Annotated in this window: 21 protein-coding genes and 1 pseudogene; 7 read left to right on the top strand and 15 right to left on the bottom strand. The window is 44.1% G+C overall.

Annotation, left to right across the window (positions count from 1 at the left end; all coding sequences use genetic code 11):
- Nucleotides 1-97: 97 nt before the first annotated feature.
- The 5 genes from KO537_RS15820 to KO537_RS15800 all read right to left on the bottom strand — a co-directional run bounded on the left by KO537_RS15820 (nt 98) and on the right by KO537_RS15800 (nt 4,239).
- A complete protein-coding gene (locus tag KO537_RS15820) occupies nt 98-1,120 on the bottom strand; it encodes a serine/threonine protein kinase (RefSeq protein ID WP_173248035.1) in 1,023 nt (340 codons plus the stop codon).
- Between the two features lie 2 nt (nt 1,121-1,122).
- The gene (locus KO537_RS15815; RefSeq protein WP_219234848.1) at nt 1,123-1,470 is read right to left on the bottom strand and encodes a DUF3630 family protein; all 348 of its coding nucleotides are present in this window, start codon (nt 1,468-1,470) and stop codon (nt 1,123-1,125) included.
- A gap of 13 nt (nt 1,471-1,483) precedes the next feature.
- On the bottom strand, nt 1,484-2,938 hold the full coding sequence (locus KO537_RS15810) for a protein adenylyltransferase SelO (RefSeq protein WP_173248039.1): 1,455 nt from the start codon (nt 2,936-2,938) through the stop codon (nt 1,484-1,486).
- 9 nt (nt 2,939-2,947) lie between these two features.
- Nucleotides 2,948-3,259: a hypothetical protein gene (locus KO537_RS15805; protein ID WP_105250486.1), complete on the bottom strand. Its 312-nt coding sequence runs from the start codon at nt 3,257-3,259 to the stop codon at nt 2,948-2,950.
- A 143-nt stretch (nt 3,260-3,402) separates the two neighbouring features.
- Nucleotides 3,403-4,239 carry a hypothetical protein gene (locus KO537_RS15800; protein ID WP_173248041.1) on the bottom strand — a complete coding sequence of 279 codons (837 nt, stop codon included), beginning with the start codon at nt 4,237-4,239 and terminating at the stop codon, nt 3,403-3,405.
- A gap of 273 nt (nt 4,240-4,512) precedes the next feature.
- On the opposite strand from KO537_RS15800, the gene KO537_RS15795 reads away from it, so the two are divergent.
- From KO537_RS15795 to KO537_RS15780, 4 genes are all read left to right on the top strand, one after another.
- Complete coding sequence (locus KO537_RS15795; protein WP_006083495.1) at nt 4,513-4,872, top strand: DsrE family protein; 360 nt, start codon at nt 4,513-4,515, stop codon at nt 4,870-4,872.
- 146 nt (nt 4,873-5,018) lie between these two features.
- A complete protein-coding gene (locus KO537_RS15790; RefSeq protein WP_173248043.1) occupies nt 5,019-5,417 on the top strand; it encodes a nitrous oxide-stimulated promoter family protein in 399 nt (132 codons plus the stop codon).
- Nucleotides 5,418-5,474: 57 nt separating this feature from the next.
- Nucleotides 5,475-6,389: a hypothetical protein gene (locus KO537_RS15785; RefSeq protein ID WP_173248045.1), complete on the top strand. Its 915-nt coding sequence runs from the start codon at nt 5,475-5,477 to the stop codon at nt 6,387-6,389.
- A gap of 152 nt (nt 6,390-6,541) precedes the next feature.
- The gene (locus KO537_RS15780; protein ID WP_105250489.1) at nt 6,542-7,126 is read left to right on the top strand and encodes a YSC84-related protein; all 585 of its coding nucleotides are present in this window, start codon (nt 6,542-6,544) and stop codon (nt 7,124-7,126) included.
- Between the two features lie 147 nt (nt 7,127-7,273).
- On the opposite strand, the gene KO537_RS15775 is transcribed toward KO537_RS15780, so the two are convergent.
- The 7 genes and pseudogenes from KO537_RS15775 to KO537_RS15745 all read right to left on the bottom strand — a co-directional run bounded on the left by KO537_RS15775 (nt 7,274) and on the right by KO537_RS15745 (nt 13,999).
- Nucleotides 7,274-8,128 carry a universal stress protein gene (locus KO537_RS15775; RefSeq protein WP_173248047.1) on the bottom strand — a complete coding sequence of 285 codons (855 nt, stop codon included), beginning with the start codon at nt 8,126-8,128 and terminating at the stop codon, nt 7,274-7,276.
- Nucleotides 8,129-8,160: 32 nt separating this feature from the next.
- Nucleotides 8,161-9,651: a SulP family inorganic anion transporter gene (locus KO537_RS15770; protein WP_173248049.1), complete on the bottom strand. Its 1,491-nt coding sequence runs from the start codon at nt 9,649-9,651 to the stop codon at nt 8,161-8,163.
- 456 nt (nt 9,652-10,107) lie between these two features.
- On the bottom strand, nt 10,108-11,358 hold the full coding sequence (gene arsJ, locus KO537_RS15765; protein ID WP_173248051.1) for an organoarsenical effux MFS transporter ArsJ: 1,251 nt from the start codon (nt 11,356-11,358) through the stop codon (nt 10,108-10,110).
- Nucleotides 11,359-11,363: 5 nt separating this feature from the next.
- Entirely contained in the window at nt 11,364-12,374 is a 1,011-nt protein-coding gene (locus KO537_RS15760) for an ArsJ-associated glyceraldehyde-3-phosphate dehydrogenase (RefSeq protein WP_173248052.1), read from the bottom strand.
- 84 nt (nt 12,375-12,458) lie between these two features.
- Nucleotides 12,459-12,551, bottom strand: a pseudogene (locus tag KO537_RS15755) (thioredoxin family protein); the annotation flags it as partial.
- Nucleotides 12,552-12,562: 11 nt separating this feature from the next.
- Nucleotides 12,563-13,561 (bottom strand): permease, encoded by a 999-nt coding sequence (locus KO537_RS15750; protein WP_173248056.1) that lies wholly within the window; start codon nt 13,559-13,561, stop codon nt 12,563-12,565.
- 90 nt (nt 13,562-13,651) lie between these two features.
- Nucleotides 13,652-13,999 carry a metalloregulator ArsR/SmtB family transcription factor gene (locus tag KO537_RS15745; protein WP_105250495.1) on the bottom strand — a complete coding sequence of 116 codons (348 nt, stop codon included), beginning with the start codon at nt 13,997-13,999 and terminating at the stop codon, nt 13,652-13,654.
- Nucleotides 14,000-14,356: 357 nt separating this feature from the next.
- Here KO537_RS15745 and KO537_RS15740 point away from each other — a divergent pair, with 357 nt between their 5' ends.
- The 3 genes from KO537_RS15740 to arsH all read left to right on the top strand — a co-directional run bounded on the left by KO537_RS15740 (nt 14,357) and on the right by arsH (nt 16,881).
- Nucleotides 14,357-15,640, top strand: a complete 1,284-nt coding sequence (locus tag KO537_RS15740) for an arsenic transporter (RefSeq protein ID WP_173248059.1) — start codon at nt 14,357-14,359, stop codon at nt 15,638-15,640.
- An 87-nt stretch (nt 15,641-15,727) separates the two neighbouring features.
- On the top strand, nt 15,728-16,162 hold the full coding sequence (gene arsC / locus KO537_RS15735; RefSeq protein WP_198573266.1) for a glutaredoxin-dependent arsenate reductase: 435 nt from the start codon (nt 15,728-15,730) through the stop codon (nt 16,160-16,162).
- Nucleotides 16,159-16,881 carry an arsenical resistance protein ArsH gene (arsH, locus tag KO537_RS15730; protein WP_346729621.1) on the top strand — a complete coding sequence of 241 codons (723 nt, stop codon included), beginning with the start codon at nt 16,159-16,161 and terminating at the stop codon, nt 16,879-16,881. Before arsC ends, arsH begins: the two co-directional genes overlap by 4 nt.
- 158 nt (nt 16,882-17,039) lie before the next feature.
- Here the strand turns inward: arsH and KO537_RS15725 are convergent, their stop codons facing one another.
- The 3 genes from KO537_RS15725 to KO537_RS15715 form a co-directional block, all read right to left on the bottom strand.
- On the bottom strand, nt 17,040-20,147 hold the full coding sequence (locus KO537_RS15725; protein WP_219234846.1) for an EAL domain-containing protein: 3,108 nt from the start codon (nt 20,145-20,147) through the stop codon (nt 17,040-17,042).
- A gap of 288 nt (nt 20,148-20,435) precedes the next feature.
- Nucleotides 20,436-21,686 (bottom strand): response regulator, encoded by a 1,251-nt coding sequence (locus tag KO537_RS23305; RefSeq protein ID WP_158682992.1) that lies wholly within the window; start codon nt 21,684-21,686, stop codon nt 20,436-20,438.
- The gene (locus KO537_RS15715) at nt 21,679-24,348 is read right to left on the bottom strand and encodes an ATP-binding protein (RefSeq protein WP_219234844.1); all 2,670 of its coding nucleotides are present in this window, start codon (nt 24,346-24,348) and stop codon (nt 21,679-21,681) included. Before KO537_RS15715 ends, KO537_RS23305 begins: the two co-directional genes overlap by 8 nt.
- Nucleotides 24,349-24,354 lie beyond the last annotated feature (6 nt).

The raw sequence follows: 24,354 nt of genomic DNA, 5'->3' as shown, positions 1-24,354 counted from the left end.
TGGAGACTAACATATTCCATTTTTTGAGTGTAACTCAAGCTTAAGAGTTCAATCTAATGTCACAAGATACGTCTGTGAAATCATATTTTGCTCAATGCTAATACGGCACTAGGCTCAGTGGTGGTTCGCTAAGGGCAAATAATTGCTCTTTGAACGCCAAAATCTGCTGTTCCCAATACTTTTCATCCCCAAACCAAGGGAAGTTCATCGGGAAGGCCGGATCGTCCCAGCGACGGCCAATCCACGCGTTGTAATGCACCATACGCAGCGCCCGCAGCGGTTCAATCAAGGCTAACTGCCTTGTATCAAACTCACAAAATTCTTCATAGGCTTCGAGTAAGATCTCAAGCTGCATCATTTGCTGCGCTCTATCCCCGGTTAGCATCATCCATAAATCTTGAATCGCCGGTCCCATGCGAGCATCGTCTAAATCGACGAATCCGGGACCGTCTGGCGTCCACAAAATATTGCCTGGGTGTAAATCGCCGTGTAAGCGAATGGCCGCAAAATCTTGGCGATCCCAAATCGCATTCGCCTTAGCCAGCACCTGCTCTACTACGGTAAAGAACGGCAAGCGTAGGCTATTAGGCACCAGATTAGATTGCTTTAACCACGCGAGCGGCTCGGCGCCTAAAATCTGCGGATTCAGTGGTTCACGTTCAGCAAATACCGTTTGTGCCGCGTACTGGTGTATCCGACCGATGAACCGCCCCACTAATTCCAGCTGCTCTAAATTATCGACTTCGAAGGCGCGACCACCTAAGGAAGGAAACAGGGTAAATCGATAACCTTGGTACTTGTGTAACGTATGGCCTTCGATAATTACAGGTACGGCAATCGGGATATCTTCTGCCGCGAGTGCGAGCGCATAATCATGTTCCTCTTGGATCTGCGCATCGCTCCAACGGTCTGGGCGATAGAACTTCACCACATAGCGCAGTCCTTCATCGCTACGGAACTGATACACGCGGTTCTCGTAACTGTTCAGCGCGAGTAAGCCCGTTTCCGGGTACACGCCCAGACTTTCAATCGCATCTAAGATCAAATCCGGTGTTAGGGCTTGAAAATGGAACTCAGCGCCGCTAGGACTCGTGGTTGGTGGCGTCATATTCTGACTCATATTCAGTTCACTCTTAGGTGAGGTTGCAGCAAAGTGGCTAAGTATTCCAGCACCTCAAAATCGGCTTCTCGTTCGGTCGAGAGCCAGCAAATGTTGCCGTAAAACTCATAATTGAGCCATAACTGGCTGCCTTCAAATTCTAATAACCATTGGTGCCTATCGGCGCCCCACTGACGCTCGCGCACAGTGCAATCGAGCGCCGCAGCTAAAGGTTCGGCAAAGTCGGCGAAACGATCAAAATCGATATCCGCACTGACCGCTAAACTTAAGGCACTTCTATCTAAGCGAATAGTATCTAAGCTAATGGTATCTAAACTCATGGCTTTTAAATGTGTGCTTAGTAATTTCATGCTTGTTATCCCATCAACTACTACATGACATGATCAAACCTTGGCCCCAGTCCGGTGGACGCTTGGCCAAGTCTTCATGCTCTGCGTGTTCGGCAAAGGGCTGAGTTAAGATTTTTTGCAGCAAATGCAGCGGCGCAAGATTACCCTCTTCCACCGCAATTATCGCCTCTTGGGCTAAATAGTTACGCAAAATATATTTGGGATTCACACTATTGCGCTCAGTTTGCCACGTTGGGATATCCGCTACTGCGCCCAATCGCTGTTGATAAGCTTGATACCAAGCATCAAACTGGCTGACATCAATAAAGTCATCCCGTAGCGCACTGTGTTTGCTGGTTGGATCTAACTTGCCTAATTGACGCCAAGTCTGAGTGTAATCGAGTTGATTTTTCTCCATCAGCACAGTAAATCGACCTATAAGTTCGAGATCCTGTTTGTCCTGCTCTACCGACGAAACATCAACTGCTGATAGACCTAGTTTTGCCCGCATCAAGCACAAATAAGGCTGCACTAGCGCCTCTTGGTATTGATTAAGAATGGCAATTAAGTCATCGGATGGGATCACTGGTGTGAGCGCCTGCGCTAAACGTTGCAAGTTCCACAAACCGACTCCCGGCTGCTGACCAAAGGCATAGCGACCTTCGGGATCAGAATGATTACAGATAAAGTCTTCTTGGAATGTATCGAGGAACGCAAAGGGACCGAAGTCAAAACTGTCACCCAGAATCGACATATTGTCTGTGTTCATCACGCCATGGGCAAAACCGACCGCCTGCCAGTGGGCAATCATCTTAGCGGTATCTTGCACTACCTGTAAAAACCACGCTTTATAGCCTGCGGCATCACAACTCAAATGGGGATAATGCTGAGTAATAGTGAAGTTGAGTAATTGAATCAGCTTATCGGCACGGCCGCGCTCACTGTGGCAGAAAAACTCGAAATGACCGAAACGAATGTGGCTGCGGGCTAAACGCACGGTAATGGCTGCAGTTTCTTGGCTCTCACGCCATACGGGCAAGTCAGAGCCAATCACGGCCAAAGCGCGAGTCGTCGGCACATGTAAATGATGCAGCGCCTCAGAGACTAAAAACTCACGCACCGCGGAGCGCATCACAGCGCGGCCATCACCACGGCGCGAATAAGGCGTCGGACCGCCGCCTTTAAGGGCGACATCCCATGCGCCATTTGGACCAATCGCTTCACCTAAAATGATCGAGCGTCCATCCCCTAAGCGCGGCGTGTAACCGCCAAATTGGTGGCCGCTATACACTTGGGCATAGTAAGTCGCGCCATCGACGGCAGCATTGCCAGATAAGCCCAATAACAGCTCATCGGTGGGTTGGCTCAAGCAAATCAATTGCGCGGCGTCATTACTCCATGCCAGCCATTCAGGCTTAGTTATCCCTTGTGGATATACTTGCGAGTAAAACTCAGGCAGCTGAGTAAAAAAATCCTGTTTAAACTTCATCTTGTCCACCTATTGGCTCATGGTCTTGCAAACCAGCACCGATTTATCGTCGAACTCGCATAGGTGCCCACATTGATAAGATCCAAGGCCAAAACCACTCACGCCAGAACGACTTAGACGTTGCATACCATGAGCCTTGCTCTGGCATTGCTCTAGAGAATCGTAGTAACCATTAATATCTTCGGCCTGCAAAGGTGTCACCGGAATGGCACTCACATCGGGATAATAAAATAGGGTCCATTCTGGGGTTTTAGTACAGCCACTGAGTAGCAATAATCCAAGCCCGAATAAGACATTCGGTAAGGCATAGCTTAGTTTCATTTTTCCCCTATTAAGCCCATAAAAAAAGCGAACCTTAGTTCGCCTTTTGCGCATTCAGTTAGCAGGGATTCTACACTGCTTAGACGAGGGAAATAACCGCTTTTCGACTAAGGGTTTACCCGCTAAGCGCTCCCTACAACATATCAAGCCGTGGTTGCTTTAGTCTGTGCTTTCTCAATCCGGTTGATTCGGCCCTCAAAGCCAGTGACAGTGCCATCGCTCAGCCCAAGCTCGAGTGCTTTACGACAGATGACAATGGCGGCATCGAAGGCTTGAGTATCATTTAGCAAGGTGGCTAAATGCAGGAAACCGGAAGATTTAAGCTCAGTATCTTTGCCTTGCTCGGCGCTAGCCGCTTGGAACAGTGCAATATACTCTTCCGCTAACTGAGCACCATAGTTGAGGTAATCCGCCGATTTACGCTGTTTGTAGCATTCAGCTATCATATTTTGCAGCGCGATATAGCGAGCACTGGCTGACGTCGCTCCTTGATACTCCTCAAAGGCCCGAACTAAGGTCACATTCGCCCAAGCCCCTGGCGCACCGACCTCAGAACGTGTGTTCGATGCTGGCTCTGCTTCAGTCTTAACGTCATCTTGTTCATCTGCAGGCGTGGTGCCTAAAATGATCACCGTCTCTTCATTATGGGCAGCAGGAATATCGACTTCGATGATATCTGTGTCTAGCGCCACCGAAATGCTCGCAGGGCTTTCGGTCTCACGGGGCATTAATTCGGCTTCAACTTCGATAACGGGCTCTACTTCAGCCACGCCAGTATCATCAACCCTTTTAACTGGCTCAGGTTCTACACGCTCGGGCTCAGCAGCGGAGAAAATAGGTGCCTCTTCGGTGGGAACTACAGGTTTTACCGAGGTCGACTTGGGTTTCATCGCCTCTTGTTCTTCTTTCGCCAATCGCTGCGCGCGAAGGAATAAAAACACCCCGACAGCAATCAGTATAAATACGACTAAGATCTTCATTCTTGTTCACCTTTGATGGCCGCTTCTCATCAGAAGCCGTGTCAATGGGTTTGCCAACGTCCATCAGGACTGCGTCCATGGCAACCGAGTCTAGCTAAAAATTGAGCAGAGATTAACCGCTATTAAAGTCCATTGTGTCGGTGCAAATCAAGTATTTATGCCTTTTTATACGATCTTGCGCTCAAATAGTTATAGCCAATTGCGCTAGACTGGCACAATCGAGTTCCCTAATCCCCCCATCCACCTGCTTATAACAAACATAAGGAAAACCTGATGCAAAGTATTCTTATCGTGGCCCATGCCAGTCCCTACGGAACAGAAAAGCTATTTAATAGCTTACGCATCGCATTAGCCCTGAAGGATCAGGACGAGCAAGCGGTCGATCTTAAACTTTTTCTCATGTCAGATGCCGTGTTTGGCGCACTCAAAAATCAAACCACACCTGACTTAAGCTACAACCTGCAGCAGATGTTTGAAATTCTCTCGGCACAGCAAGTTCCGATTCTACTTTGCAAGACCTGTGCTCAAGCGCGAGGCGTTACCGCGGAAATGATCATCGAAGGCGCGCACATAGGTACGCTGCAAGATTTAACCCGCTGGACATTAGCTGCCGACAAAGTGATGCATATCTAAGGTTGACTTGTAAGTGCGACATTGAGGATGAAGGATTGTTTAAAGCCCTATTTTGTGCGCACCTTCATAAATTGGCGCTTTCGTTTTGTCAGCGCCAATTTCACTGCCTATGATGGGATATCCGAGTGACAAGCTAAGGTATTCCAATGGGCACAGCCACACTGCTTACGGGCAAACTCCTGTACGAACACCAAACCATTGCCGCTATGGTGGCGATTTATTGCAAAGCGAAACACCAAGGCCAAGACTCAACAGGTCTATGTGTAGATTGCATCGAGCTATTGGATTATGCCGCGACACGCCTAGATCGCTGCCCCTACGGACAAAACAAACCCACCTGTAATAAATGCCCAGTACATTGCTACAAACCCGCGCAGAAACAAATCGTCAAAGAGATCATGATCTTTTCTGGTCCACGGATGTTATTACCGCATCCCGTTCGTGCAATCAAACACTTACTCGCAGAACGCGTTCCCGTTCCCAGCGTTGTGCCAGAGGCGGCTTCAAATCGTCATCGGCGCATAGCAAGCCAGCAGAAAAACTAACGGCGATACTTTTACCGAGCCGATTTCCCTGATATAACAGGGCTCGAGGTATCGCATATGAACGAGTTTCATAGTTTTTTCACTCAAGCTTACTGGTGGTTGTCATTATTTGGAGGCGTACATTGCCTCGCGTTAGCTATTTATATTCGCTATTTCTATCACCCAGACGCTAACCAAAAACTCCTCGCCGCTTTCTTAAGTCTTATTGCTCTATACTTCCTCACGGGTATGTTGAACCGCGATAACAGTCCAATTCCCATTCATATCCTATTCAATCTGATTAACCCTATCTATTTTTTGCTCATGCCTTTGCTCTATCTCTATTGCAAACGCAGTTTAGCGCCAACCAATAAACCGCTAGGTTTTTCAAAGCATTACTGGCCATCTGCATTAACATTAGTTTTCGCCATTTTAGATATTGCCCTAAGATTAACTGCGCATCCCATCAACGAGTGGCAACCCATAGCTCTGATGCTTAAAGAAATGAGTATCAGCCAATGGGGCGCTCTACTCCCAGCGCTGTTATCTGTACAAACCTGTTTTTACTTTATCGCGCTGTGGATGTTGTTTCGTCGACATAAGCGCAATCAAAGAGATGTCACTCAAACCCAAGAGGCGCTCGGCACCATTCGGTTTCGTTGGCTGATAAGCTTGACCTTGGCCATGTTGTTGAATTGGTTAATCCGCGTATTTGTGGTGATCTTGCCTTTCTATCTTGGTGATAATCTATCGCTACTTTCCCACGCATTGCCAAGGCTGACCTTACTACTGAGCATGTATATGCTGGCGGTGTATGGGCTAAAGCAAATCACCCGCTCTGCCTACTTAAAAGGCCGCATGGCCGAACCACAGCTAGAGCAACGCCCACTCGTCATTGAAAATATTCTCACCCCAGAGGAGTATGAATTTTTGCATCAAGTTCAGCAGGACGATGCAGAAAAAAACCAAGGTTCTTCGCCACCTAAGAACTAATTGGCGAAACTGCACTCCAATCATCACCACCAATATCACTCCAACCATTAAGTCGAACACTGAACCTAAGCTGACACATATGTCACTTTTGGCTGTCATTTGTGTCGATAAAGGCTAGTCTGGAACAACTAAAGACTTGAAGAGGCGTTACCATGAAATCATTTTTAACAGCCATTGCGGCATCAACATGCCTTATTGTGAGCCTATTTGCTGCCCCAACTGTACATGCAGATGAAAGCTACGATCAGGCTGTAGTCAATTTCCAAAAAGCGAAAGAAACCAGTAAATTTTTCGACACAGCCTATGGCTATGCTTTATTCCCAACTGTGGGTAAAGGCGGAATTGGGATCGGTGCAGCCTATGGCAAAGGCCGAGTCTACCAAGGCGGTGCCTATATGGGTGATTCGAGTCTGACTCAATTATCCATCGGTTTTCAATTAGGTGGACAAGCCTACAGCGAGATCATCTTCTTTAAAGATGCCAAAGCCTATGAAGCCTTCACGAGCGGCAGTTTCGAGTTTGATGCCCAAGCGTCGGCAGTTGCCATCAACATGGGAGCAAGCGCTCAAGCAGGAACCACAGGCAACTCAGCAGGCGCAGGTCAATCGGGTGGTAATCGCTCCGCAAGCGGCTCTTATATCAACGGTATGGCGGTATTTACCGCAGCAAAAGGCGGCTTAATGTTTGAAGCCGCTCTTGCGGGTCAAGCCTTTAGCTTCGAGCCTAAAGCTAACTAACACGAACCATTCGACTGTGATATCAAACGGCGAGCCTAAATGCTCGCCGTTTTTTCTTAAATGATTACCTCAAGCTTCTGACTCAGATGTTCTAACTAAAACCAAGTCATTAGAATTGAGCAAAATAAGTTGAAATGCATATTTAACCTAGCGAAGTAATAACAAGGGGATATGGCTTTTACTGATCATCCTTGTGGTATTACTACCCACAAAAAACTCCCGAATACGCGAATGACCATAGGCGCCCATCACCATAAGATCGATTTGATGCTCAAGTTGATAGATCTCAAGGGCCGTTTGCACTTCTCCCTGACAAACGGCGGTAACCACATTGAAATCCGCCGCAATCAGAGATTCGGTCACCAACGCCAGTTCAGCTGTCGCCAGCGATTGATCATCAGACACCATCACTAAATGACATTCGAGCCCTTTAAGTAGCGGACTGCTTACGACTCGATCGAGGGCTTTTCTTGCGGTCACACTGCCATCATAGGCGATCATAAATCGCTTCGGTGCAGTAAACTCGTCCATCACCACTAAAATAGGCTGCTTAAGCGTGCGAATGACATTTTCTAAATGGCTGCCAATGGCCTGCGTCTGATCTTGATGCTGCTCCCCTTGACGGCCCATCACCACCAGTCTGGCATGGGATTCTTGCTCTAACAGAGTTTCGACTAAATCGCCGTGACGCTGCAAGGTTTCAACCACGACTGCGGGTTGTGCCTCCACGATGCGCGTTTGCGCATCTTGCAACATATACTTACCCTGCTCGAGTGCGAGTTTGCCTCGACGCGCTTCAAGCTCAACCATTTCATTGAGCAAGTGCTCCCGTGTACCTAGGCCAATATTTCCTGACAGATTTGACTCTATTGGATAGGCTGACTTATCCAATACATGTAATAGGGTTACTGGGGCATCCAGTTGCTGAGCGGCCCAGCTACTGGCGTCACATACAGCGAGTGTCACTTTTGAACCGTCGATACAGGCAATCACATTTGTCATCGTTATTTTCCTTTTCCTGTGTTGCTAAGGGCTTAGTGACCAGACATCATGTTTTCAACGTCTTCAGGCTTATCATGCACCCCAAACTTATCGACTATGGTTGCACTTGCTTGGTTAAGGCCAATTAACTCCACTTCAGTTCCCTCGCGACGGAATTTAATCACTACCTTGTCTAGGGCCGATACCGCAGTAATATCCCAGAAATGCGCTTGAGATAAGTCGATAGTCACCTTATCAACCACTTCCCTAAAATCAAATGAATTACTGAACTTATCTGCCGAGGCAAAAAAGACTTGCCCAATAACTTGATAATGGCGACCAGCGTCGGCAGCAGCCGTTACACTCTTAACCACCATAAAACGGCCCACTTTATTAGCAAAGAACAGAGACGCGAGTAATACCCCCACAAATACTCCCATAGCTAAGTTATGGGTAGCGACCACCACAGCAACGGTCGCCACCATCACAAGATTGGTTGATATTGGATGATGCTTAAGATTACGAATTGAATCCCAAGAGAAAGTACCGATAGACACCATGATCATCACGGCAACCAGTGCCGCCATAGGGATGAGCTTTAACCATTCGCCGAGGAATACAATCAATATGAGTAGAAATACCCCCGCTGAAAAGGTCGATAACCGTCCGCGACCACCCGATTTAACGTTGATGATCGACTGACCAATCATAGCGCAACCGGCCATACCGCCCATTAAACCCGCGCCGATATTGGCAATACCTTGGCCCTTACACTCACGATTCTTATCGCTTTGGGTATCGGTTAAGTCATCGACTATGGTGGCGGTCATCATAGATTCTAGCAAACCCACCACGGCAAGGCCGGCCGAGTATGGGAAGATGATCATCAGAGTTTCAAGGGTCAATGGCACTTCAGGCCAGAGGAAAATAGGCAAAGTATCAGGCAGTTGCCCCATGTCACCGACAGTACGAATATCTAACCCCATATAAACCGCAAAAAGTGTTAATCCGACAATACACACGAGAGGCGAAGGTACGGATTTACCGATCACAGGGATAAGTGGGAATAAATAGATAATACCAAGACCTGCAATCGTCATCGCATAGACATGCCAAGTCACATTGGTCAGTTCGGGCAACTGGGCCATAAAGATCAGAATCGCCAGTGCATTCACAAAGCCTGTCACCACAGAGCGGGAGACGAAACGCATCAAGCTTCCTAGCTTTAAGTAACCCGCGGCAATTTGCAGCACACCCGTTAATAGGGTCGCCGCGAGTAAATACTCGAGGCCGTGTTCCTTCACTAAGGTCACCATCAACAACGCCATAGCGCCCGTTGCGGCAGAGATCATACCAGGACGGCCACCTGTAAACGCGATGACCACTGCGATACAGAATGAAGCATACAGGCCGACTTTAGGATCGACGCCTGCAATAATAGAAAAGGCAATCGCCTCAGGGACTAACGCCAGTGCAACCACAATACCGGCTAACAGATCTCCGCGTATGTTGGAGAACCACTCTTTTTTCATGGTTTGTATCATGTCACTCACTCTGATTGAAATTTAATCATATCTTCCAATAGCTAATATCAACACTTGACTCAAATGTCAGCGCATAGCCAATAAGGTACTTATGCGTCAAGGTGACGAAATGCAATTGGGATTATGGGGTACAGCAAAACAACTACCGAGTCGGTAGCTACTAAGGACGGATCTTAACGATCCAAGAAGGAAGGATTAAACTAATGCGGCTTAATGCTCATCACCGAAAAATAACCTCACTTATATGAGCCAACTCAAATTTGACTGCATTAAAAATAGTTGTGCTATTGGGAATAGCGACATAATGACGTGTATAAAACAGGCCGGAGTATAGAGAGTTGTTTGCTCAAAATCAAAAAACTTCAGTTAACATCAGAGTGATTAAAATACCCACCATACTTTGGTGGGCATTGAATAAAAACAACCGCAACAACTCAGGGATAACTTAGGTAAGTATTAAGCACCATCTGATATCGCTTTATGCCGAGGCAGTTTGATTGAGATAAGCGCTGCAAGCGCAATAAATGCTGCCGATATCCACAGACAAGCCGCCATGCCATACACTTGATACACCCAGCCAGACAACACAGTCCCGATCAAGCGTCCCATAGCATTCGCCATGTAGTAAAAACCCACATCTAACGATACACCGTCTTCGTCGGCATAACTGACGATAAGATAGCTGTGTAATGAAGAGTTGAGTGCGAATAAGGCGCCAAACAGCATCAATCCCCAAATCAGTATATTCGCGGCATGAAAGTCATAACTTATCGCCAGCGCAATGCCTGCTGGCACTATGCTCAATATCGCCGCCCAACCTAAGGCGCTACGTCCATCGGGAACCTTGTTTTTGCCCGCCGACTTTGTCCCCGTCAAGCGAGGTGCGAAGCCTTGCACTATGCCGTAGCCTATCACCCAGAGTGCGAGAAAACCGCCGACATACCAATGATCCCAACCAAAGGCTGAGGCCAGATAAACGGGTAAGGCCACCACAAACCACACATCCCGCGCACCAAACAAAAACATGCGTGCGGCAGAAAGCGTGTTTACCGCCGGACTCTTAGAGAAAATTTCCGTGAACTTAGGTTTGTTTTTGGCTTTACCTAAATCGCGCTGCAAACTTAACAGACTAAAAATCCACACCAGCAATAGGCTAATCGCCATGCCTAACACGGCCAGCTGGAATCCAAACAGGGTCAGTAAGGCGCCGCCCAAGAAGAACCCCGCACCCTTTAGCGCATTTTTGGAGCCAGTGAGCATGGCAACCCACTTATACAGCTCACCCTGAGCATCATTGGGCACCAACAACTTGATACTGCTTTTAGCGCTCATTTTATTGAGATCTTTAGCGATACCCGACAAGGCCTGCGCCGCCATCACCCAAGCAACCGTCAGCATACCGCTAGGCACAAGCAGCATGCTAAGGGCGACAATCTGCATAAATAGGCCCACATTCATGGTCTTATTTAAGCCTAAACGTGCCCCGAGCCAGCCGCCAACTAAGTTCGTTACCACCCCAAAGATTTCATAGAAGAGGAATAGTATGGCAATTTGCAGCGGGCTATAACCTAATCCATGGAAATGAAGCACCACTAACATACGTAATGCGCCATCGGTGAGCGTGAATGCCCAATAGTTGCCTGTGACCACCAAATACTGGCGGATCTCGGGTGATATGTTAGACAAGAACCCTGTCAGCTTACCCATAAAGCTTATGCCTTATCCATCAGACCGACCATGCGGGCCAGTTCGACGGTGCGATTGGCATAACCCCACTCGTTGTCATACCAAGCGTAGAGTTTGACCTGAGTGCCATTGATAATCATGGTCGATAGCGCATCGATAATGCTCGAACGCGGATCGGTTTTATAATCGACCGAGACTAATGGGCGTTCCTCATAACCTAAAATGCCTTTTAGCGGTCCGTCTGCCGCTTCTTTTAACAGGCGATTGACTTCAGCTTCGGTCGTTTTGCGACTCACCTCGAACACGCAATCGGTTAATGAGGCATTCGCTAATGGCACCCGCACCGCATGGCCGTTGAGCTTACCTTTGAGTTCAGGGAAAATATGGGTAATGGCCGTCGCCGAGCCCGTCGTTGTGGGGATAAGGCTTAAACCACAGGCCCGCGCACGGCGGAGATCTTTATGCGGTGCATCTAAAATAGTTTGAGTGTTGGTAATATCATGAATGGTCGTCATGGAACCATGCACTATGCCGAGGTTTTCGTGGATCACTTTAACGATTGGCGCCAAACAGTTAGTAGTACAGGAGGCTGCAGTCACAATCGGATGAATAGCTTTGTCATAGAGTTGATGATTCACTCCCATGACAACGTTTAACACGCCCTCTTCTTTAACAGGCGCAGTGACTACAACGCGTTTAACACCTTGATCTAAATAAGCTTGTAGCACTGCTTTGGTTTTCATCTTACCCGAAGCTTCAATCACAACATCACAGGCGGACCAATCGGTTTCCGCGATGGTTTTATTGCGTGTACAGCGAATACGCTTGTCATCGATAATAATGTCATCGCCCTCGGCATTGGCTTCGTACTGCCAGCGACCATGCACAGAGTCGAATGTCAGCAAATGGGCTAAGGTCGCCGCATCCCCTGCGGGATCATTAATCTGCACAAATTCAACCTCATCCCAGCCCCAAGCAGCGCGCAATGCTAAACGTCCCATACGGCCAAAGCCATTTATCCCGATTTTGATTGTCATACCTGCATCCTTCACACTCAGTTTTATATTAAGTGTTTTATATTATTTTTTAAGATTAAAGCGTTATCTGTTCGATATAGCCGCGTTGATGCCCTTCTCGTTGGCAATGGCCGTAATGATCTCAGCGGTTTTAGTGCATTTAGCGCATCCGCTACCTAATACTTTGATGTTTAACATTTTTATAATTCTCACAGAATGGGACCTATAGCGTTAAAGATCCAACCGATTAAGGTGAATGAAATCAATAAAATGGCAAAAACGATGGCCAGCAAACGCCATTGCATCACCTGCTTGAGCAAAATGAACTCGGGAAAACTGGCGGCAACCGTAGACATACAAAATGCTAATGTCGTCCCTACGGGCAAGCCATTAGTGATAAGGCTCTCCATGATAGGAATAACCCCTGTGGCATTGGAATACAGAGGAATACCAATCAATACCGCCGCAGGAACCGACCACCATTGACCATCGCCTAAGTGGGCTTCGATCCAACCGTCAGGCACAAATCCATGGAGTGCGGCGCCAAGCCCAACCCCAATAATGACCCATTTCCACACTCGGCCAAAAATCTCTAGGGTCTCGCCTTTCGCAAATTCATGTCGCTCGGTTAACGTCATGGATGTCGATGTCATACCCTCGCTATTATCGCGACTTGCTTGCGCCTGACCTTGCTCGAGTGCTTTGGCGGCAAAGGATTGCAGCCAACGCTCAGCGCGAATCGTGTCTAAAAATGCCCCCGCCAACATACCCACTGACATGCCGACTAGCACGTATATCACAGTGAACTGCCAGCCCAGCAGACTCACAAGCAACAGAACGGCAACTTCATTAATTAACGGCGAAGTGATCAGAAATGCCATAGTGATCCCAACGGGGATCCCCGCGGAAGTGAAACCTAAAAAAACCGGAATACTCGAACATGAGCAGAATGGGGTAACAGCGCCAAAACCCGATCCCATAACGTAACCGACAAAACGATTTTTACCCGCCAAGTAATCCCGAACACGCTCGACATTGAGCGAGGCCCGCACCAAAGCGATGCCATAAATCATCAGCAACAGGAGCGCAAAAATCTTAGTGGTATCTTCAATAAAAAAATGGATGGCGTCGGCGAGCTTAGTATTGGGCTCTAAGCCCATCAAATCAAAAGTTAACCAGCTCGCTAAATCTGAAAATATTTGCAGCATTGTTACGCCACCTTAATATTAAGCAAAACTTTAGACACGTAAACATATGAAAAAACGTATATTTGAGGTTAAATTTTTGCTGCTAGTCTTCTAGCAGCAAGCTTTAGCACGGTCAGGACGCCCGCCCATCTTGCACAAATTACGCATATTTTCTTCAAGGAATACAGTGTTTTGGTTGGTAACTTCACTCAACACTAACTGACTCCATTCGGGTAAGTCATTATTGATACGATAGAAAATCCATTGCCCCTGACGGCGATCAACTAATAAACCGCATTTACGTAATTGGGCCAAATGTCGCGAAATCTTAGGCTGGGTCTCTTGCAATGCCTCGGTCAATTCACAGACACAGAGCTCCCCCTCTTGCTGTATCAACATCATGCAACGCAAGCGGGTTTCATCGGCTAAACATTTAAAAAACTGGGTTGGATTAATCATTGATGCCCCTAGACTGAACTAATACAAACATTTTGATCCTTTTGTTAACTTTCCTAAAGGTTCATTCAAACAGCAAGCTGTGAGCGGTAAGAAACAACACTCGTTTTTCATGGCTATGGATCTTTTGGAAAGACCTTGTACAATATATACGAATTTTCATATATGTAAATATCCGTATATAAGATCACCTTAAGTTTCACGCATTAGCCAAAATGGTATTTAAGTATAGTGTTCAACACTAAGATATATACGAAAATTCACATATAAAAAATCATTCAAACCCACCGACAATATCGTTAGGTGAGGGCATTATTTTATGGTTACGGGTAGACAATCTCTACTCTTTGAGGAGCTGGTATGTGGTTAGCAGGGGCAATTTTTGTTCTCACCATAGTGTTAGTAATTTGGCAACCTAAGGGGTTAGGCATAGGTTGGAGTGCTACCTTGGGCGCCGTATTGGCCCTACTACTGGGTGTGGTCCACTTAGGGGATATTCCTGTGGTATGGAATATTGTCTGGAATGCGACCGCCACCTTTATTGCCGTGATCATCATCAGTTTATTATTAGATGAGTCGGGATTTTTCGAATGGGCCGCGCTACATGTGGCCCGTTGGGGCAAAGGTCGTGGCCGTTTACTCTTTACTTACATAGTGTTACTCGGCGCTACTGTTGCCGCATTGTTCGCCAATGATGGCGCGGCGCTGATCCTCACCCCGATCGTAATTGCGATGTTACTGGCTCTGGGCTTTAGCGCCGGAGCAACCTTAGCCTTTGTGATGGCGGCGGGTTTTATTGCCGATACCGCAAGTTTGCCGTTAATTGTCTCTAACCTAGTCAATATTGTTTCAGCAGACTTCTTCAACATAGGTTTTAACGAATACGCCTCTGTGATGGTGCCCGTCGATATTGCAGCTATTAGTGCCACCTTAGTCATGCTGCATCTGTTTTTCCGCAAAGATATTCCCGCGACCTACGACTTGCAAAAACTGCGCGAACCTAAGACCGCCATTCGCGACCCTCAAACCTTTAAAACCGGTTGGGGAGTATTAGTCTTACTCTTGGTGGGCTTTTTTGGCTTAGAACCCCTCGGTGTGCCCGTGAGTTTAGTCGCTGCCGTGGGTGCCCTGATCCTGTTTATTGTCGCGAAAAAAGGCCATGCCATAGATACCACTAAGGTACTTCGCGGCGCGCCCTGGCAGATAGTGATCTTTTCATTAGGCATGTATCTAGTGGTTTATGGTCTTCGCAACGCAGGCTTAACCGATTACCTATCAAGCGTATTAAATAGCTTGGCAGAACAAGGGCTTTGGGCTGCCACTATGGGCACAGGCTTCTTGGTCGCCTTTTTATCGTCCATCATGAACAACATGCCAACGGTGTTAATTGGCGCCCTGTCGATAGACGGTAGCAATGCCACCGGCGTGATTAAAGAAGCCATGATTTACGCTAACGTGATTGGTAGCGATTTAGGTCCTAAAATCACCCCCATCGGCAGTTTAGCAACCCTGCTATGGCTGCATGTACTGGCGCAGAAAAATATTAATATTACCTGGGGTTATTATTTCCGCGTCGGCATAGTGATGACGCTACCTGTGCTATTTGTCACCCTAGCGGCACTGGCACTGCGCCTCTCCTTCTAATCTTCGTCCATGGGCACTAGAGCATCTGTTTAGTGCCTATGGATAAATTTATAAGCGATTATTTATCAGAGACATGTTATGACTAATATGATTGATGACAGCATTAAGATTTACCACAATCCAGCCTGTGGTACATCGCGCAACACCTTAGCGTTGATCCGTAATAGTGGAGTCGAACCCCAAATCATCCACTACTTAGAAACGCCGCCCTCCCGCGATGAATTACTTAAGTTAATTAATGAGATGAAAATCTCTGTGCGTTCATTGCTACGTAACAATGTTGAACCATTTGAACGACTAGGACTTTCTGAAGACACATTTACTGATGAAGAACTGGTTAACTTCATGCTGACTTATCCCATTTTAATTAACCGTCCTATCGTCGTTACGCCGCGAGGCACAAAACTCTGTCGCCCGTCTGAGACTGTGCTTGATATTTTGACCAAAGCACAACAAGGCCCTTTCACCAAAGAAGATGGCGAAATCATCATTAATGAACAGGGACAAAGAGTTCGCACATGAAACCACTAAATCACGATATGCCAGCACTCAAACAAGAATTAATGGTTAATAACATGGATATGGACTGTTTTAATCTAACTCCTTTAACCCATCCGCCTAGAATACTGATGCTTTATGGCTCAGTACGAGAGCGCTCCTATAGCCGACTGACGACGGAAGAAGCCGCTCGACTGTTAACGCATATGGGTGCAGAGGTGCGTATTTTTAACCCTTCTGGACTTCCACTTCCTGATGATGCGCCTGACAGTCATCCCAAAGTCATGGAACTAAGAGAAATGGTACGTTGGTGCGAAGGCATGGTGTGGTGTTCACCAGAACGCCACGGTGCGATGACAAGTATAATGAAAGCTCAAATTGATTGGATCCCTTTGGCTGAAGGTGCTGTCCGGCCTTCACAAGGTAAGACATTAGCAATAATGCAGGTGAGTGGTGGTTCACAGTCCTTCAACACACTAAACCAAATGCGAATATTGGGCCGATGGATGCGCATGTGCACCATACCCAACCAGTCTTCAATCGCAAAAGCTTGGTTAGAATTTGACGAGGCAGGCCGAATGAAACCTTCGCCTTACTACGATCGTGTAGTTGATGTTATGGAGGAATTGATGAAGTTCACTTTACTCCTGAGGGGCAATGTTGATTTCCTCACGAACCGATATAGCGAACGCAAAGAAAGCGCTTCAGAGCTATCAACCCGAGTAAATCAAAAAGAAATATAGATTAAACACTAAAAGTATTCTGAACTATGGAGCAAAAGATTAGCCCAGCGCCAACTTTTGCTCCAGATAAGAACCATCACGCCAAATAAGTACATTCCAAATACACGAGTGAGCACCTAAATCCTTAAAGCCAGCTAAAAACTCTCTGTAACTTGCTATTAACGATGCAATTCGTCCATTTGCTTGAATTCATTTTTAATCTGTTGATATTGCGATGGCCATTCGTCGTACCAAAGAGCAAACTCCTCTACAGGCATAGGCCGAGCAATACCATAGCCTTGGCACAATTGGCAGCCCAATTCAGCTAAACTCTTACCATGGGCAATGGTTTCAACACCTTCAGCAATCACATTAAGATTAAATACTGACGCTAAGCGGATAACACCCTCCACGATACGCCAATCATCTTCGCTATCGAGCATACCTCGCACAAAACTCTGATCAATTTTTATCGTCGATATGGGTAATTGGCGTAAATACGTTAACGACGAATAACCTGTACCAAAATCATCTAGGGAAAAATGGACACCCAAACGCTTACATTCCTGAAGGATCTCAATTGCCAATGTCATATCTTCAATGGCGGCACTCTCTAAAATTTCCAATTCTAGATCCGAGGCCGTCAAATCGGGATATTGCATTAACGTCGATTTTAAGAACGCGCTAAAGTGTTCAGCCAATAGCTGCCGAGCGCTTACGTTAATACTTACTGCTATCGGGCGACCACTCTGTTGCCAATTCTGCCATTGTGCTACTGCAGTATTGATAACCCATTCACCTAAAGCAATTTCAAGATCACTGCCTGCAATATCCGGTAAAAACTCACTCGGACCGACTATACCTCGCAGTGGATGACGCCAACGAATTAAGGCTTCCGCACCAATAATTTTACCGGTAGCGAGATTCACTTTTGGTTGGTAAAACATCACAAATTCATGACGTTCAAAAGCTGACTTAAGTTCTTCTAACCAAGTTCTCCGAGCAATAATGTTACGATCAATGTCAGGATCAAACATTTGGAAACGATTCTTACCTGCCGATTTTGCCATATACATGGCTTGGTCGGCATGGCGCAATAAAATGTCGGGGTCAACGTTATCCTCTGGATACAAACTCACGCCAATACAAGCCGTTAAACAAAGATTTAAATCACCGATTAATATCGGCTGATCGACCGCCGCCAGTATTCGTAATAGTACTTGAGTACATTCTTCCTCAGACATCATCTCAAATAAGATAACGAACTCATCGCCTCCTACCCGGGCCAACGTATCTTGCTGCCGAATCACCACAGACACATTATTTGCAATCGCGATCAACAGTTGGTCACCAACCTCATGGCCATAACGATCATTGATCACCTTAAACCCGTCAAGGTCAATAAAACACACGGCACAGAGACTGCCATTACGTTGAACATGGGCAATCATTTGCTGAAAACGGTCTAAAAGTAAGCGACGATTTGGTAATCCTGTAAGTGCATCATAATTTGCCACGCGATCTAACTCAGTCTCATGGGTCTTTAATAACGTGATATCGGCTTGGGTTCCCGAAATCATCAACGCTCGACCTTGACTATCCTCTTCAACGACCCGCCCCTTACACAATATCCAGCACAGCTCGCCAGTCTTTTTAATGCAGCGCACTTCCAACTCTATACTGCTTGTTTTATGGATGAGATGCTGTAGAACCTGTTGCTCTATATTTTGCACATCTTCGACATACACATATTGACGCCAATTATTAACCGTCAGCTTCATCTCGCCAGCTTGATATCCCAAAATGGCTTCAAATCTTGGGCTGATTTGCACTTCTCCAGTAACAGCATTCCAGTCCCAGAATCCTTGTTCAGAACCTTGAATAACCCTTTGCAATTGTGCTGTTTGAGCCGCTAGTTGTTGTTGAAGCTGTCGCGCATGGGTAATATCTTGCACTGTACCGTGCAATTTAAATATCTTACCGTGCGGATCACGCTGTGCTTGACCCCTAGCCATAATCCAACGATGGGCACGATTAGGATCTAGCAACTCAGCTTCGCATTCATACTCTTCTCCCGTATGCACACATCGCATCACCAGCGTACTTAACGCTTGCCAACTCTCAGGAGTAAATAATTTCTGCACTTGTTCTATCGAAGGGGCGGCTTCTTTATATGGCAAGCCATAAATCACAAAAACCTGTTCAGACCAAGTATGCGAATCAGTAACTAAATCCCACTCCCAACTGCCAATCCCTGATAATTGTTGTGCTTGTTTTAATCCCAACTCACTAATGAGTAAATGTTCAGCATTTTTTTCTTGAGTCGTCACATCCCTTGCTATTCCAAATAAGCCACAAATTGCACCTTGAACGTCAAACACAGGACCTTTGGTCACTTGAAAAATGGCTGCTTCACCCTGAATATGTAAATACTCTTTATGTGTGGTGACCATTCCGGACACTAATACAGTGCGATCTTTTTCTTGGATAATATCAATAGAGTCAGCATCAAAAATATCAGTGTCATCTTTGCCCAAGATGTCACTCATACTCTTGCCGACAAAGGTAGCGGCACCTTGGTTGACCAAGATGTAACGCCCCGCCAAATCCTTCACAAAAATACCATCGGTTGTTTGAGAAACCACAGAATCGAGCAGTTGATGATTCACATCCAATTTCTGTAATGAGGCACGTAAATAGCCGCTTAGTGCACTGATCACTATGCCGTAAACACTTAGACTAATAAGCTGTAACCAATCTACCGAATGAATATTGTCGAGACTATTGGCGGTTGGATGAAGATAATAGACACACAGAACAGAGAGACATGTCGCGACTAATCCGGGGGCGAATCCGCCACCAATAGCGCTTAATGAAATGGGCAACATAAAAATCAGCAATAGTAAACGCTGGTGCTGCTCAGCTGAAAGTGAATTGGCAAACCATAGCGTTATCAGCGTAAAACTCAATATCGCAATGTATTTAAGCCATGAGATATTACTTATCGCTACAGAGCGAGCAAAGGTTATTTCAAGCAAATTACCCGATGGAGCATTATGACGGTCAGGAACGGCATTCAGAACAAAAAGTAGGATAAAGGCACTGGTAAATACAAAGAAAAAACCTTTAGCGAGGGATAAACGAAACACAGTTTCTGTGTCCGTAAATACAAGCAACAATTGATCGGATAAAAAGATCCATCCAAGCGCCGCAAGCGCATAAATAGCCACAGCTAAAATAATATATTGAGTCCGAGATTTATGATTATGTACAGTATTGTCAACCATCCTAACTCCATCACAACTAGCGCCATCAAAACGACTCCCTTGATCTATGATTGGCACTAACGCCAGCCAACAATAGGTGGTCATTCCACAGATGAACATCATATTTAAGCTAAAGACTATAACTTAAAAAACATCAGTATAATCTAATAAAAACCCCAAAGAACAATGTACAACATAAAAACCCAACAATTTAAATACCTAAAAAGGTAGATATTACGGGTAAGGATATAGGCCCATACCTGTGAGACTAAAAATATACAAGCACTATTGAACCCCCTGTCTATAGAACTATCGCAAATGCAATGGAATATCATACTTCCTAAAAAGCTTGATTATCGAATCCTTATATAGTGGTTTGATAATGTAACCTTTAGCTCCTGCAGCTATTGCCTGCTGAACTGATGACTTATTTTTATTCCCTGTCAACATAACAATGGGCGTAATTGCATTTATTCCATTAGACTTATTAATGTGGTTAATAATATAAAACCCATTAGTATCAGGAAGATTTATGTCCATTAAAATAACGTCATATTTTTTCTTAGAAAGTAAATCTAACGCCATACGTCCAGACAATGATGTATCAAGTTCAATGGCATACGTTCTAAGAAGCATAATAGTTAAATTCAAACTAATGTGATCATCCTCAACAATTAACATCTTTGGCACTACAGGAACTTCAACTGATACAAGAGAATTTTTTGACTCCGAATACAATCGATTAAACGTGTATTTAGTATCAGGCACGGTTGGAGCTGCCTTGTTGCTAACCTCAATATGCTCCTGTTCTGGCAAAGGGGCTTCTGCGACCGTCGCCACATTTGATACATCAGTAACAACAAGTTCAAGTAAGTGCAACGCCTTACTTTGCAGTTTCAACAAAGCTGGTCTAATTTCATTAGAACGAATAAATGATAATATCTTCTTCAATGAAGCCAGATCTAACTCAGCGGTTCTATTACTTGCAAGGTGCGCTTCTGCCTTATCTAATGATTGCTCGATTTCAATCAAACTTAATTCAAAGCTATGTTCTAAATCCTTCTTGCGCTGAACACCTTTAAGGACAATCTCCTTGATATGCGAAGAGTAGTTATCTTGTACATTTACAAACTCTTCTACTTTTTTATATTTTCCTCTCAACCCAATTTCCCGCAATAAATGTGTACATATTATAATTGCTCTATGTACTTCATACATTGGCCTAGCGATTAAATAATCATTAATCACACCACTACGGTAAGCCTCGTACGCTTCTCTTTCTTGATGTTTTGGAATAAGAGAAACAACGGCATGCTCACATATTTCTACAGCCTGCAATTCCTCTATAGCTTCGTAATAAATAAGTAAAGTTTCTTGTAAAGTTTCAGCAGCAACAAGAATCACTTTTGGGGTTGATTGTTTGATTTGCTCAACAAGCTCAGCATTCGTTTTAATCACATGAATACGAGAAAAGTGACGAATTAGAACACTTATCAATAATCTATCATTATCTTGGTCGTTCGTATAGAGAACGATATGCTCAAAATTGACTCTATCCACTAGCATTACTCCTTTGCATAAAAAACTCAATTAACGCAAATAAATCATCATCAACCTCTTGCCAACATTTTAAGATAACTTTGTAATCAATAGCATTGTTACGCGAAACACGCTCTAGTTCTTGGCAAGATAAATTTAATTTTTTTGCACCTATGTAAAGAGAATTACTTTTAAGGGTGTGGCTAATTGCAGTAATAATACGAAGATCATTATCCACAATTGCAGACCTTAATGCTTCACGCTTAACAAGTAAATTACTGTAATATTGCTCTAAAAAAATAGATAACTCTTCATCGCTTATATCTTCACCTACAAAATTATATATATCTGACAAGTTGACTATCTGTAAGATGTCTACTAATTCCTGCGGTGTTTCATCACAACAGAAAAAACTATTATCAAAAGAAGTATTATCTGCTTTAACTGTAGACTTTTTTAAACTTGTATTATTTGACAAAGTGACTTTTACTTCATCTAAAAGGCCAATCAAATCATTCAATGTCAGAGGCTTTACAAGTACGCGATTTGCTCCAGCCTGCAAACATTCATCTTTACATATGTCGCCATGATCAGCGGTCAACATCACAATAATCGATGGCGCTAATTCCCGATACCCTTCAACTTCTCTAATGACGCCAATGAGGTCTGAGCCCGATATAGTTGGCATTATCACATCAGAAATAACGACATTAAATTTATTTGTCTTAAAAAGCTCAATTGCTTGCATCGGATCTTGAACACAGGAAACTATGACTCCAACAGATAATAACTGTTTTTCGATAACAAATAAGTTTTCTTGACAATCATCAATAACTAACACACTAATATTACTATAATCAGCACTATCCGAAGCCTGCTCGTCAATAATATTCAAATAATTTTTAACATTAACGAAATCAGTTACTGATTGAATTCTGAGTGGTGGATATGAAATCACTTCGTAGTCAGAGTTAGACTTAGAAAGTGACACTCGCCTTAACTCTGCAACTCTTTCTTTTCTTGTAAAAAGACTAGTTACAAATTCATTCTTTGAGATAATATCATTTTGATTCAAGTCAATAAAAAGTATTGAGCTTTCAGTTTCAAATTCCAGTAATTCATTACTTGGTAAATATAGCAACTCGAAATCAAGCTCTTTGGAATATCTTGAAACTGATTCGTGAAAAATCGAACTGTTAGTATATGCTGTTACTGAAGCATCAATATCAGAACGATAGGAGCCGCTTACATCATGCGCCGTAAAGTGATTATCTAAAGCAAAATCAATAACAAAATAGAAAACGCTACCATCACCGATACGACTAATAACCTGAAGATCACTTCCCATTGAACAACATATACTTTTACTTATGTATAGTCCTAAGCCAACACCACCATACTGACGGTAAGAATTTGATGATGCCTGCTCATACTTACCGAACACTTTTGATTGTTCCTCTTCAGTTAAACCGATACCATTATCAATAACAGAAAACTTTAGTTTTACATTTTCGAATGACTGTTCCAGAACTTCTACTTCTAATAGAATCGACGAGTCAATTTTATTGGAAAACTTAATTGAATTGGAGATTAAATTATAGATAACTTGATTTAGTTTAACTTCATCACAAATAACCCTGCGATTAAAATTTAATGGCATAAAAAAGTCTAAATTAATGTCTTTTTTATCTGCTTGAAGGCTAAACGCATCAACAACAGATTCGCCTAACAACCTAACATCTACCGAGTCATTTTTAACATCTGCACTACTCTCATTTGTCTTTTTAAAATCCAACATACTATTAATGAGTAATAAAACTTGTTTTGAAGTACTGAATGCGACAGATAATAACTTCTTATCCTGTGCCCTTACATTACCTAAACTGAGCTCAATTAAGCCTAGCACTGCATTTAATGGTGTTCTAATCTCGTGACCTAGAGTGGCAATAAAATCACTTTGAAAGCTATTCAATTGTTCCAGCTCTGAACATTTCTCTATTAATACTTTTTCTTTCTCATATCGTTTAGATTCATCTATAATTAATCCAAACCGAGTTCTATCATCAAGGAAGAAATCTCTATACTCAAAATACAACCCTGATTTAGTTTTAAAAGATAGACATATTTTTTTATTAGTTGCACATTTATATCTAAACCACTTCATAATTCTATAATTATCTCTACCAACAACCTCATAGCTAACAATATCTTGAATTAAACTAAAAAATGACTTGCCAATATAATTATAAAAATGTAAATATGGGAAAAGGTATTTAACCCCGCCACCAATAAAATCAATATTACCAAGACTATTTACGACAAGAACACCATCTGAAGTAATTTCCTGATATCTAGAGTCATCACCCGCAGGATTCTCACACCTAAATTGGCTATACTCGAAATTTTTTGTTATTGACGCATCATGCTCTACAACACAGAGCACAATAAAATTTTTATTTGCCATCTTTAATAGGCTAAACTTTAAACAGTTACTTCCTATCATTAAGCATTCATTAGGCGTGATATTCTGTTTAATCTTTTCAAAATGCTGAATTATTTTTTTCTTGGCATTTTTTAAAAAATTATTATTTGAGAAAATTTGATTCTCGCCTAACCACTCCACCTCAGGTGATAACATAAATGCACAAGAATCAAACAAGTCTAAATCAATACCATTCATCATCGCATA

Source organism: Shewanella sp. NKUCC01_JLK, from assembly GCF_019345615.1.
GTDB classification, from domain to species: Bacteria; Pseudomonadota; Gammaproteobacteria; order Enterobacterales; family Shewanellaceae; genus Shewanella; species Shewanella oncorhynchi.
The sequence above is the reverse complement of the archived record's forward strand: the minus strand, read 5'-3'. Positions and strand labels throughout refer to the sequence as shown.

Coding starts and splice junctions, on each gene's coding strand:
- KO537_RS15820 (WP_173248035.1), bottom strand. CDS start 1,120: ATGAGTCAGAATATGACGCCACCAACCACGAGTCCTAGCGGCGCTGAG.
- KO537_RS15815 (WP_219234848.1), bottom strand. CDS start 1,470: ATGAAATTACTAAGCACACATTTAAAAGCCATGAGTTTAGATACCATT.
- KO537_RS15810 (WP_173248039.1), bottom strand. CDS start 2,938: ATGAAGTTTAAACAGGATTTTTTTACTCAGCTGCCTGAGTTTTACTCG.
- KO537_RS15805 (WP_105250486.1), bottom strand. CDS start 3,259: ATGAAACTAAGCTATGCCTTACCGAATGTCTTATTCGGGCTTGGATTA.
- KO537_RS15800 (WP_173248041.1), bottom strand. CDS start 4,239: ATGAAGATCTTAGTCGTATTTATACTGATTGCTGTCGGGGTGTTTTTA.
- KO537_RS15795 (WP_006083495.1), top strand. CDS start 4,513: ATGCAAAGTATTCTTATCGTGGCCCATGCCAGTCCCTACGGAACAGAA.
- KO537_RS15790 (WP_173248043.1), top strand. CDS start 5,019: ATGGGCACAGCCACACTGCTTACGGGCAAACTCCTGTACGAACACCAA.
- KO537_RS15785 (WP_173248045.1), top strand. CDS start 5,475: ATGAACGAGTTTCATAGTTTTTTCACTCAAGCTTACTGGTGGTTGTCA.
- KO537_RS15780 (WP_105250489.1), top strand. CDS start 6,542: ATGAAATCATTTTTAACAGCCATTGCGGCATCAACATGCCTTATTGTG.
- KO537_RS15775 (WP_173248047.1), bottom strand. CDS start 8,128: ATGACAAATGTGATTGCCTGTATCGACGGTTCAAAAGTGACACTCGCT.
- KO537_RS15770 (WP_173248049.1), bottom strand. CDS start 9,651: ATGATACAAACCATGAAAAAAGAGTGGTTCTCCAACATACGCGGAGAT.
- arsJ (WP_173248051.1), bottom strand. CDS start 11,358: ATGGGTAAGCTGACAGGGTTCTTGTCTAACATATCACCCGAGATCCGC.
- KO537_RS15760 (WP_173248052.1), bottom strand. CDS start 12,374: ATGACAATCAAAATCGGGATAAATGGCTTTGGCCGTATGGGACGTTTA.
- KO537_RS15750 (WP_173248056.1), bottom strand. CDS start 13,561: ATGCTGCAAATATTTTCAGATTTAGCGAGCTGGTTAACTTTTGATTTG.
- KO537_RS15745 (WP_105250495.1), bottom strand. CDS start 13,999: ATGATTAATCCAACCCAGTTTTTTAAATGTTTAGCCGATGAAACCCGC.
- KO537_RS15740 (WP_173248059.1), top strand. CDS start 14,357: ATGTGGTTAGCAGGGGCAATTTTTGTTCTCACCATAGTGTTAGTAATT.
- arsC (WP_198573266.1), top strand. CDS start 15,728: ATGATTGATGACAGCATTAAGATTTACCACAATCCAGCCTGTGGTACA.
- arsH (WP_346729621.1), top strand. CDS start 16,159: ATGAAACCACTAAATCACGATATGCCAGCACTCAAACAAGAATTAATG.
- KO537_RS15725 (WP_219234846.1), bottom strand. CDS start 20,147: ATGGTTGACAATACTGTACATAATCATAAATCTCGGACTCAATATATT.
- KO537_RS15715 (WP_219234844.1), bottom strand. CDS start 24,348: ATGATGAATGGTATTGATTTAGACTTGTTTGATTCTTGTGCATTTATG.